This is a genomic window from Streptomyces sp. NPDC008137, from assembly GCF_042957035.1.
In the GTDB taxonomy this organism is placed as follows: Bacteria; Actinomycetota; Actinomycetes; order Streptomycetales; family Streptomycetaceae; genus Streptomyces.
Genome location: NZ_JBIBHN010000063.1, coordinates 1 through 10,024, shown reverse-complemented (window position 1 = coordinate 10,024; position 10,024 = coordinate 1). Strand labels below are relative to the sequence as shown.

The following is a 10,024-nucleotide window of genomic DNA, read 5'->3' as shown; positions in this document are numbered from 1 at the left end:
CCGCACCCACCCCATACGACAACGTCGGCCTTCAAGACCACAACCGGGTCTTGAAGGCCGACATCACGCCAGGCCCCGGATTAACCAACAGCATCGGGACACCCGCCCGGGGCCTTCGCCGTGCCGGGCGCGAGGCCGGTGCCGCTGTCGGACCCCCGTGCCACCATCGGCGTCATGGACAAGACGCGGCAGCTGCGGCTCGCCAAGGACGCCATGGACCGGGACTGGGCCGATCCCGGGCTGGACCTGGACACCGTCGCCGCGCACGCCGGGTACTCGCGGTACCACTTCATCCGCGCCTTCAAGGAGGCCTACGGCGAGACGCCCGGCCAGTACCTCACCCACCGCCGGATAGAACGCGCCGAGGACCTGCTGCGCACGGCGAACCTGTCGGTCACGGAGGTCTGCCACCTGGTCGGCTTCAGCAGCGTCGGCACCTTCTCGGCCCGCTTCAAGACCTGGACCGGCCTCACCCCCAGCGAGTACCGCACCAAGCACGTCGGCAGGGGAGCCGCCCTCATTCCCGGCTGTTACGCCATGCTCTGGGCCGGCGGCTTCCGCTCCGCGCCCGGCGCGGGCAAGGAGCGCAATTCCGGAGAAGCGGGCTGACGCCCCCGCTGCCTACCGTGGCAGGGCACGCACCGACCGGCCGCCGAGCAGCAGGAGCACGCCATGATCAAGGGTCTCGCCATCTCGACCGTCTGGGTCCTCGACCAGGACCGGGCCAAGGAGTTCTACACGGAGAAACTGGGCCTGGAGGTCCGTACCGACATGACCATGGGCGAGGGCGGCATGCGCTGGCTCACCGTCGGCTCACCGAAGCAGCCCGACGTCGAGCTGACGCTGATGGTGCCCGGCGGAGGCGCGATGGACCCCGAGTCCGCCGAGATGCTCCGCAAGCTGGTGAGCAAGGGCGTCCTCGGCGCGGGAGTCCTCACCACGGACGACATCCACGGCGACTACAAGAAGCTCAAGGACCGCGGCGTGGAGTTCCTCCAGGAGCCGCAGGAGCGCCCGTACGGCACGGAGGCGCTCTTCCGCGACGACTCCGGCAACTGGTTCTCCTTCACCCAGCCCCGCGAAGGCGGACTCGACATGGACCAGGACTGGTCCTGCTGAAGCGGCCGGAAGGCTACGACCCCGGCAGCATCGGGTAGCTCCCCGTGTTCGTCGGCGCGTGCTCCGGGAGCCACAGCACGGCCACGGCGCCCTCGGCGGGCAGGTGCTCCGGTGTCCCGGGCGTGCGGACGTTGCGGAAGGTCAGCCGGGCGCCCATGACCCGGGCCTGTCCGGTCGCGATGGTCAGGCCGAGGCCGTGGCCGTGACCGGCCCGGTCCTTGCTGCCGGTGCGGAAGCGGCTCGGCCCCTCGGCGAGCAGGTCCTCGGGGAATCCGGGGCCGTGGTCGCGGACCCGGATGACCCGGCCCTCGACGGTGACCTCGATGGGCGGCTTGCCGTGCCGGGCCGCGTTGGCCAGGAGATTGAACAGGACCCGCTCAAGGCGCCGCGGGTCGGTCGTGACCTCCGACTCGTGCACGACGCGCACCCCGATGGCCGGGTCCTTGGCCGTCACCCGCCGGGCGACGAACTCGCCCAGCATGAGGTCCTGCAGCTCCGCCCGCTCCGACGCCCCGTCCAGCCGGGCCACCTCCAGCACGTCCTCCACGAGCGTGCGCATGGCCTTCGCCCGGTCCAGCACCAGCTCGGTCGGGCGGCCCGGCGGCAGCAGCTCGGCCGCGGTCAGCAGCCCGGTCACCGGAGTGCGCAGCTCGTGCGCGATGTCGGCGGTGACCCGGCGCTCCGCCTCTATGCGCTGCCGCAGCGTGTCCGCCATGGCGTCCACCGCGCTCGCCAGGTCGTCGGTCTCGTCCCGGACGACCCCGCCCATGGCGTCCCGCACCCGCACGTCCGTATCGCCGCCCGCGAGCTGGTGGGCCGCGACGGACGCCTTGCGCAGCCGCCGCGACAGATGCCCGCCGATGAGCACGCCGAGCGCGCTGCCGCCCAGGACGACCGCGATGGACCCGATGAGCAGAGCCTGGTCGAGGTCCTGGAGGATGTCCGAGCTGCGGTCGGTGAAGCCCGAGTGCAGGGACATCACATGCCCGTTCTTCAGCGGCACGGCGGCCCATATGTCCGGCGAGCCACCCGCCCGGTCCGCCACGTACGTCGCCCGCTGGCCCGCCTCGACCCGGTCCCGCAGCGCTTCCGGCAGATCCGGGTCGTCGATCTTGGTGTTGGGGAAGTTCATCCGCCCGGACAGCTCGAAGTTGCGCTGGGCGATCATGATGCGCTCGTCGGCGAGATCGCGCGCGTTGTCCAGCATCGACACCCGCGCGGCGTTGTGCACGACCAGGCTCAGCGCGATCGCCACCAGCGCGCCGACCAGCGCGATGGCCGCGCTCAGCTTCCATCTGAGGCCCGTACGGATTCCCGCGCGCTCCACGCCCGCGGCGACCAGGCGCCGGAAATGCCCCCTCATAACCCCTGCTCAGGCCTTCAACTTGTAGCCGAAACCACGGACCGTCTCGATACGGTCCTGGCCGATCTTCTGTCGCAGCCGCTGCACATGCACGTCGACGACCCGGGTGTCCCCGCCCCAGCCGTAGTCCCACACCCGCTCCAGCAGCTTGTCGCGGGAGAGCACCGTGCCCGGCGCGGAGGAGAACTCCAGCAGCAGCCGCATCTCGGTCGGTGTCAGCGCCACCGGCTGCCCGGCCCGGCGGACCTCCATGCCCTCGGTGTCGACCTCCAGGTCCCCGAAGGCCAGCATCCCGCCGCTGGCGGGGGAGTCCGGCTCCTCGCCCCGGCCGCCGCCCGCGTGCCCGAAGCGGCGCAGCACCGCGCGGATCCGGGCGACCAGCACCGCCCCGTCGAACGGCTTGGTCACATAGTCGTCGGCACCCGCCTCCAGGCCCAGCACCACGTCGATGGAGTCGGCCCGCGCCGACAGCATGATGACCGGCACGGTCGACTCGTCCCGGATGCGGCGGCACAGGCTGACCCCGTCGAGGCCGGGGACCATGACGTCCAGCAGCGCGATGTCGGGGCGGTCCGTCCGGAACGCCTCCAGGCCCGACAGGCCGTCGGGCATCGCGGTGACCACGAAGCCGTCCCGTTCCAGGGCGAGCTGTGTGGCCTCGCGGATGACGTCGTCGTCCTCGACGAACAGGACGTGGGTCTGGTCTGCCATCCCGGTGCTCTCAGTCCTCGTGTGGGTCGTGGGGGTGCGTACTGCTCAGCAATCGCACGGGCCGTCCTCTCAGGGGACGCACGGTCCGCGCATCGCGTTCACCCATGCATCGGTCCGAGCGGCCCGATCGGTTCACGCACGCCGCGCCCGCGTCAGCTCGCGGGCACCGGCGACGGGCTGTCGCCGACGACCTTGCCGTAGTCGTTGTGGGTGCGGTACTTCTCGCCGAACCGGCCGGAAGCCCATCTGTACGTGATCACGTTCTCCCCGGAGGGGCTCGACACCGGATCGCCCTTGTCGTACACCTGCTTGGTCACCACCAGGTCGCCGCGGTCGATCTCCGCGTAGACCGGGGGTTCCTCGACCTTGAACACATTCTCGTACGAGCCGTCCCGCTCGCGATACACATAACTGCCGATGCCCACCGCGTCACCGCAGGTCAGCACATTGACGACGACGTCGTCGGCCGCCCCGCCGGTCAGCTTGCCGTAGGACACGTCGACGGGATACTCGTCGGCCACGCACGGCTTCAGCTCGCGCTTCACCTCGGGCGAGACCTCGGGGTCGTCCTTGACGAGCCGGACCGCGTTCACGGTGTCGGGCGTCCTGGACGGGGAGGCCGAGGGCGTGGCGGCGGAGGCGCCCGCCACCGCGTCGGCGTGCGCCGGTCCCTCGTCACGGGCGCCGGTGCCGCCGGCGCCGCACCCGGACACGAAAAGGGCGAGGGCGGCGACCACGGCCGATGCCGTGCTCACCGCCTGGATGTTGCCCCGGGGCCCTACAGCCCCCTCGCCGGTCAGGCCGCGCACCGCTCCCGCTCCTCACGCTCCAGCGCGCGTGCGTCCAGATCGCGGGACTCCAGCTCCTCACGGAGCCGGGCGAGCGCCCGGTGCAGCGTGCTCTTGACCGTTCCGGCCGACATACCGAGGGCGGCCGCCGTCTCCTCCGTGGACATCTGCTCCCAGTGTCGCAGCACCACGACACTGCGCTGCTTCGGGGCGAGCACCTTCAGTATGTCCATCAGCAGGGCGCGGTCCGCGTGCTGCTCGGTGGCGTCGTCGACCGAGGCCTCCGGGAGCTGCTCGGTCGGCACCTCCTCCAGCTTCCGCGCCCGCCACCACTCGGTACGGGTGTTGATCATCACCCGGCGCAGGTAGGCGTCCGCCAGACGCTTGTCCTCGATGGTCTCCCAGCGGCCGTAGGTCCGTACCAGCGCCGTCTGCAGCAGGTCCTGTGCGTCCGTCGGGTCCGGGACCAGGCGGCGAGCACTGCGCAGCAGTGCGTCCTGCCGGGTGCGGACGTACTCCTCGAACTCGAGCACCTCGCCCTGCGCCATGGTGAACCGCCTCCCGTTTCCCCGTTCGGGCCGGCTCCCCGCCGCCCGTGCACTGCCTGTGTTCCTTCGTCGTCCCGTGTCTTCCGGGAACGCGTCTGAAGGTACGGAGGCGTTGTCACGGCGCTGTCCGAAGCAGCCTGCGGCTAGCACTCGGCTGTCCGTCGGTTGTGTAACGGACGTCGGAACGGGGTGCAGCGGTGGGGGTTTTGGGGTGACTATGGGGCGATTTGTCCACCCTGCATCTCCGTTACGGGAGACCCAGGGCTGTGCTCTGCCTGTACGTCAGGTCAGCGGCAGCCGGTACATCCCGCCCGCCAGCGGCTCCACCAGCCCGTCGGCGACCAGGCCGTCCAGGGCGCGGGCCCGCTGGACCGGCTCGTGCCACACCCGGTCCAGAGCCGTCTGCGGAACCGGACCATGGGCCTCCCGCAGCACGGCGAGCAGCCGCCCGCGGACCTGCCGGTCGGTGCCCGCGTAGGTCTGGCCGCGGCGCGGCGGCCCGTCGTGCTCCGGCTTGCCCGCCAGCCGCCACGCGCACTGCGCGGCAATCGGGCAGCGGTGGCACGACTCGCTCTTCGCCGTGCACACGAGCGCGCCCAGTTCCATGGAGGCGGCGGCCCAGCGGGCGGCGGTGGGCTCATCCTCGGGGAGGAGCGCGCGGGCCAGTTTGCGCTCGGCGGCGGTGGTGGCGTTCGGCGGGTACTGCACGCCGGTGACCGCGCGGGCGAAGACGCGGCGCACATTGGTGTCCAGCACCGGGTGCCGCTGCCCGTAGGCGAAGGAGGCGACGGCGGCGGCCGTGTACTCGCCGATGCCGGGCAGCGCCAGCAGCTGGGCGTGGTCGGCCGGTACGTCACCGCCGTGCCGTTCCGTTATGGCGACTGCGGCGCCGTGCAGCCGCAGCGCGCGGCGCGGGTAGCCGAGCCGCCCCCAGGCGCGGACCGCCTCGCCGGGCGCCTCCTTGGCCAGGTCGGCCGGGCGCGGCCAGCGTGCCAGCCAGTGCTCGTAGACGGGCAGGACGCGGTTCACCGGCGTCTGCTGGAGCATGAACTCACTGACCATCACGCCCCACGCCCCGGCCTCGGGGCGCCGCCACGGCAGGTCGCGGGCGTTGTCGTCGAACCAGTCGATGACGGGGGAGTGCAGGTCCCCGCCCGGCGGCGGGCCGGACGCGGTGTCGGTGGGGCCGGGGCTGGTGCGCGGGGTGTTCGTGGGAGCAGTCATGGCCATTCGATCCTGCCACGCGGGAGCCGCGAATCGGGCACACCGCGACCCGAGAGGGCGAGCTACCTGACGATCGACAGCAGTGCCGCCCCACCGCCCGCCGATAGCGTCGGCCGAATGGAACGACCTCGCGCCGCACGGCTCACCTGTGGCGCCCTGCTCTGGGCCGCCCTCGCCCTGCCCGCGCTCACGGCTGACCGGATCGGGCTGAATGAGCCGCGCACGGTCTGGCAGCAGGCCGCCGGTGCGGCGGTGCTGGCCGGTGCGGCCGGTCTGTCCCGGCGGCAGCCGCTCGCCGCCTTCGGGCTCACGGCCGTCCTGAGCCTGGCGGCCACCCCGGCCCTGTTCACCGTCTCCTACGGCCCGGCCCTCGGCGTGTCCGCGCTGCTGCTCGGGCTGCGGGCGGGCCGGGCCCGCCCCGCGGTGCTGGGCTTCGCCGCCGTCGGCATCGCGGGCACCGTGCGGATCGTGCTCGTCGGGGTCGACCCGGCCCCCGAGTGGCTGGTCATGACGGGCACGCTGCTCTTCGGCTGCGTCTTCCCCTGGCTCGGCGGGCGTTACTGGCGGCAGAGCCGCGAGCTGGCCGCGGAGGGCTGGCTGCGGGCGGCCCGGCTGGAGGACGAGCAGCGCTTCGCCGAGGAACGCGCCCGGTTGCGCGAACGCTCGCGGATCGCCCAGGACATGCACGACTCCCTCGGCCACGAGCTGAGCCTCATCGCCCTGCGCGCGGCCGCCCTCCAGGTCGCCCCCGGCCTCGCCGGCGAACACCGGGCGGCGGCGGCCGAACTGCGCGGGGCGGCCGCCGATGCCACGGACCGGCTGCATCGCATCATCGGCGTCCTGCGGGAGGACGACGACGAGCCGGTGCCGCTGACCCCCGCGGGAGAGACCCTGGAGCAACTCGTCGCCCGCGCGGCGGAGTCGGGTCTCCCCGTGCGCTGGGAGCAGCCCGCAGGGCAGGGCGCGGCCGTCACGCCCGGCGGGCTCGCCGAACGGCTGCTGTACCGCGTGGCCCGGGAGGCGCTGACCAACGCGGCACGACACGCACCGGGCGCCCCCGTGGTCGTGGCGGTGACCGGGCGGGCCGAGGGGACGTCCGTCACCGTCACCAACGGCCCGTCCACCGAGCGGAGTTCCCGGCCCTCCGGAGGCGGCACGGGCCTGCTCGGGCTGCGGGCCGCCGTGACCGCCGTCGACGGGGAGTTCGAGGCGGGCCCGCAAGGGGCGGGGTTCCGCGTCAGGGCGTACATACCCGCACAGCGGACCGCGACCAGGCCGCCCCGCCCCGCCCCGTTCATCCACGCCCGTCGCCGCGTGGCCGTCGGCCTCGGCACCGCGGCCGGCGTGGGCGCCGTCCTCGTCGGCGCCGCCTTCGGCTGGTACGCGTACGTGGAGAAGCACTCGGTGCTCGCACCCGCCGCCTACGCGACACTGCGCCTGGGCGCCCCGGCTGCCGACGTCGAGCGGGTGCTGCCCGAGCGCGCCGTGAACGACCCGCCCGCCGAGCGGGCGCCGACACCGGCACCGGAGGGTGCCGACTGCCGTTACTACCGGGCGAGCGGCGAGCTGTTCGTCTCCGTCGACCACTTCCGACTGTGCTTCGACGCCGGGCGGCTCGTCGCCAAGGACGTGGTCCCGCGCGCCGGCCTCTCCGGCGAAGGCCGGGAAGAATACGAGGAGTTCTCACAGTGATCCGCGTGCTGCTGGCCGACGACGAGGCGATGGTGCGGGCCGGGGTGCGCGCCATCCTGGGCAGCGGCGGTGAGACGGAGGTCGTCGCCGAGGCGGGCGACGGCCGCGAGGCGGTCGAGCTGGCCCGCGCCCACCGCCCGGACGTGGCCCTGCTCGACATCCGCATGCCGCGCCTGGACGGCCTCGCGGCGGCGGAGGAGATCGTCCGGACCGTGCCCGCCACGGCCGTCGCGATGCTCACCACCTTCTCCGAGGGCGCCTATGTCACTCGCGCCCTCGGCGGCGGCGCCACCGGTTTCCTGCTGAAGTCCGGGGACCCGTACGAACTGATCGCCGGTGTACGGGCGGTGGCCGCGGGCGCCGCGTTCCTGTCGCCGAAGGTGGCCCGGTACGTCATCGACGAGGGCCTCGACGGCGGCCGGCTCACCCGCGAGGCACAGGCACGCGCCCGCGTGTCCGTTCTGAGCCCTCGCGAACGCGAGGTACTCGGCCTGGTCGGCGCCGGCCTGTCCAACCCGGAGATCGCCGCCCGGCTGCATCTCGTCGAGGGCACCGTGAAGGCCTACGTCAGCGCGGTCCTGGACCGGCTGGGCGTGCGCAACCGTGTACAGGCGGCGATCGTGGCCTACGAGGCGGGACTGCTGGAACCGTGACGCCCCGTAGGCTCAGGGCCGCGCACGTGTCCCGTACGACGGTACGGACGCCGGGCCCGGCCCGGTGACCCACCGCGCGGCCGGTGCCGGCGAGCCGCGCATCGCCCCGGCCAGCCGCGTCATCGGACCGGTCCCCAGCCGTACGGCGACGAGGGCGACGAGCGTGCCGAGGCCCAGACCCGCGACCACGTCGTGCGGGTAGTGCACGCCGACGTAGACCCGGGAGAAGGCCATCAGCAGGGCGAGCGGGGCCGTCAGCCACAGGAGTGTGCGCCGGACCAGGGCCAGGGCGACGGCCGCGGCGCCCGCGATCGTGGCGTGGTTGGACGGGAAGGACCAGTCGCCGTGCGGCGGGCACTCGGCCAGGGACGCGGCCGCACCGGCGACCGCCCGGCACGGACGCTCCTGCGTGACAGCGGACTTGAGTACCTCGCTGCACACATACGCCACAGCCGTGGCCAGAGGTGCAAGGGCCGCGATCGCGAACGCGTGGGGGGTGTCGCGGCGGGCACGCCACCAGGCTGCGGCGAACAGCAGGACGAAGACCAGCAGTCCGCCCTCCGTCCATAACCCGGCCCCGTGCTGTATCCACATCGGGGAGTCGTCGGCGAAGTCGGTGATGTCGCGGTAGAGCGCGGTGTCCTCGAAGTCCATGGTCACGGACGGTAGGTGGCGGGCCGATCTCGTCACACCCAGCGATCGTCGGGTGCCGTACCTGACGAAAGACAGGGGTGGGACGGCTCCTTCCGGCATGATGATCCGGAAAAGTTGTGGGCCTGAGCGGCGGGTGGGACCGGCTAACGCTCCGATCTCTCGTAAGGTTTGCGCCGTGGGATCTCTGCGCAATCCGGTCGGGCCGCTTCCCTCCTCCATCTACTGGCGACGGAGGGTCGTACTGGTGTCCGTGGCTGCCCTGTTGGCGCTGCTGACCACCTGGCTCGTGACCATGGGCGGCGATAGCGGCAAGGACCGCGACAACGGCGCCAACGGCAAGAATCCCGCGCCCTCCATCACTCCCGGCCCGTCGAACTCGGGCCCGGCGATCAGCCAAGCGCCCGGTGGACGCGACGAGTCGGGCGACGAGGGCTCCGGCGGCTCGTCGTCCGGGTCCGGGGCAGGGTCCGGCGGCGGTTCCGGTGACGGCTCGGGCGGCGGAGCCGGGGACGGTACCGGCACGGGCTCCGGCGGCGGTTCCGGCTCCGGAGGGTCCGAGGGGTCAGGCGGTTCGGCGGGGTCGGGCGGTGCCGGCGGCTACGACGGTGGTACCACGGTGGGCGGCGTCGGCGCGGGCGACACGCTGCCGGCCGGTTCCATGCTGCCCAACTGCACCGCGAGCATGGTCAAGTTCAGCCTGCGCAGCCAGCACAACAGCTACGACCCCGAGCAGACGCCCACGTTCCTGCTGACCGCGCGAAACGTCTCCGGCCACGACTGCAAGATCGATCTCGGGCCGAAGAACGCCGTGTTCACCATCACCGAGGCGAGCGCCGACGACGACTACTGGTCCTCCAAGGACTGCCCCAGGGGGGTCGCCGGGAGCCGGCTGTACCGCGTTCCCGCGGGCAGCGGCATCACCTACGCCCTGAAGTGGGACCGCAAGCCCAGCGCCCCCGAGTGCGCCACGCCTCCCTCGGGCTCGGCCGGGGCGGGCACGTACCTGGTGGAAGCCAAGGCCCCTGGCTATGCGAAGGTGCAGACGTCGTTCGTGCTGAAGAACGATTAGCCGCTTGTCGTTCCGCAGGCCGCCTGGCCTTCATGCGTGAGGGGTGTTCCCGACCGGGAACACCCCTCACGCATCAGCGCGCGCCGAGGGCTGTCAGCACGCCCCGAAAGCTAGGGCCTGTCGTTTGGATCACGCCGCAGACGCGGGGCCTGGCACGCACATCTGCCGCGTTCTCGTCGGTCGCCGACTCCCCCACGCTCGGC

The 10,024-nt window shown here is 72.7% G+C and carries 11 protein-coding genes; 5 read left to right on the top strand and 6 right to left on the bottom strand.

Translation table 11 applies throughout. From position 1 onward, the window contains the following. The first annotated feature begins 174 nt into the window (after nt 1-174). Together ACFZBT_RS40580 and ACFZBT_RS40575 are read left to right on the top strand one after the other, a co-directional pair. Nucleotides 175-609, top strand: a complete 435-nt coding sequence (locus ACFZBT_RS40580; protein ID WP_391115582.1) for a helix-turn-helix domain-containing protein — start codon at nt 175-177, stop codon at nt 607-609. 63 nt (nt 610-672) lie between these two features. Continuing rightward, nucleotides 673-1,119, top strand: coding sequence for a VOC family protein (locus ACFZBT_RS40575; RefSeq protein WP_391115579.1), 447 nt, complete (start codon nt 673-675; stop codon nt 1,117-1,119). A gap of 13 nt (nt 1,120-1,132) precedes the next feature. Here the strand turns inward: ACFZBT_RS40575 and cseC are convergent, their stop codons facing one another. The 5 genes from cseC to ACFZBT_RS40550 all read right to left on the bottom strand — a co-directional run bounded on the left by cseC (nt 1,133) and on the right by ACFZBT_RS40550 (nt 5,753). After that, a complete protein-coding gene (gene cseC, locus ACFZBT_RS40570) occupies nt 1,133-2,482 on the bottom strand; it encodes a two-component system sensor histidine kinase CseC (RefSeq protein WP_391115576.1) in 1,350 nt (449 codons plus the stop codon). A gap of 9 nt (nt 2,483-2,491) precedes the next feature. After that, nucleotides 2,492-3,193, bottom strand: coding sequence for a two-component system response regulator CseB (gene cseB / locus ACFZBT_RS40565; RefSeq protein WP_391115573.1), 702 nt, complete (start codon nt 3,191-3,193; stop codon nt 2,492-2,494). A 152-nt stretch (nt 3,194-3,345) separates the two neighbouring features. After that, the gene (locus ACFZBT_RS40560; protein ID WP_391115570.1) at nt 3,346-4,002 is read right to left on the bottom strand and encodes a hypothetical protein; all 657 of its coding nucleotides are present in this window, start codon (nt 4,000-4,002) and stop codon (nt 3,346-3,348) included. Beyond that, nucleotides 3,990-4,529 carry a SigE family RNA polymerase sigma factor gene (locus ACFZBT_RS40555; RefSeq protein ID WP_391115566.1) on the bottom strand — a complete coding sequence of 180 codons (540 nt, stop codon included), beginning with the start codon at nt 4,527-4,529 and terminating at the stop codon, nt 3,990-3,992. The genes ACFZBT_RS40560 and ACFZBT_RS40555 overlap by 13 nt, the downstream gene beginning before the upstream one ends. A 282-nt stretch (nt 4,530-4,811) precedes the next feature. Then, on the bottom strand, nt 4,812-5,753 hold the full coding sequence (locus ACFZBT_RS40550; protein ID WP_391115563.1) for an A/G-specific adenine glycosylase: 942 nt from the start codon (nt 5,751-5,753) through the stop codon (nt 4,812-4,814). A gap of 117 nt (nt 5,754-5,870) precedes the next feature. Here ACFZBT_RS40550 and ACFZBT_RS40545 point away from each other — a divergent pair, with 117 nt between their 5' ends. Both ACFZBT_RS40545 and ACFZBT_RS40540 read left to right on the top strand, forming a co-directional pair. Next, nucleotides 5,871-7,445 (top strand): histidine kinase, encoded by a 1,575-nt coding sequence (locus ACFZBT_RS40545; RefSeq protein ID WP_391115560.1) that lies wholly within the window; start codon nt 5,871-5,873, stop codon nt 7,443-7,445. Beyond that, a complete protein-coding gene (locus ACFZBT_RS40540) occupies nt 7,442-8,098 on the top strand; it encodes a response regulator (protein WP_391115556.1) in 657 nt (218 codons plus the stop codon). The genes ACFZBT_RS40545 and ACFZBT_RS40540 overlap by 4 nt, the downstream gene beginning before the upstream one ends. Nucleotides 8,099-8,110: 12 nt before the next feature. Here the strand turns inward: ACFZBT_RS40540 and ACFZBT_RS40535 are convergent, their stop codons facing one another. Beyond that, on the bottom strand, nt 8,111-8,752 hold the full coding sequence (locus ACFZBT_RS40535) for a phosphatase PAP2 family protein (RefSeq protein WP_391115553.1): 642 nt from the start codon (nt 8,750-8,752) through the stop codon (nt 8,111-8,113). Nucleotides 8,753-8,927: 175 nt separating this feature from the next. Between ACFZBT_RS40535 and ACFZBT_RS40530 the strand changes: the two genes are divergently transcribed. Next, nucleotides 8,928-9,821, top strand: coding sequence for a hypothetical protein (locus ACFZBT_RS40530; protein ID WP_391115550.1), 894 nt, complete (start codon nt 8,928-8,930; stop codon nt 9,819-9,821). Nucleotides 9,822-10,024 lie beyond the last annotated feature (203 nt).

Bases quoted from the DNA above. Each gene is read 5' to 3' on its own strand.
- ACFZBT_RS40580 (WP_391115582.1), top strand. From the start codon at position 175: ATGGACAAGACGCGGCAGCTGCGGCTCGCCAAGGACGCCATGGACCGG.
- ACFZBT_RS40575 (WP_391115579.1), top strand. From the start codon at position 673: ATGATCAAGGGTCTCGCCATCTCGACCGTCTGGGTCCTCGACCAGGAC.
- cseC (WP_391115576.1), bottom strand. From the start codon at position 2,482: ATGAGGGGGCATTTCCGGCGCCTGGTCGCCGCGGGCGTGGAGCGCGCG.
- cseB (WP_391115573.1), bottom strand. From the start codon at position 3,193: ATGGCAGACCAGACCCACGTCCTGTTCGTCGAGGACGACGACGTCATC.
- ACFZBT_RS40555 (WP_391115566.1), bottom strand. From the start codon at position 4,529: ATGGCGCAGGGCGAGGTGCTCGAGTTCGAGGAGTACGTCCGCACCCGG.
- ACFZBT_RS40550 (WP_391115563.1), bottom strand. From the start codon at position 5,753: ATGACTGCTCCCACGAACACCCCGCGCACCAGCCCCGGCCCCACCGAC.
- ACFZBT_RS40545 (WP_391115560.1), top strand. From the start codon at position 5,871: ATGGAACGACCTCGCGCCGCACGGCTCACCTGTGGCGCCCTGCTCTGG.
- ACFZBT_RS40535 (WP_391115553.1), bottom strand. From the start codon at position 8,752: ATGGACTTCGAGGACACCGCGCTCTACCGCGACATCACCGACTTCGCC.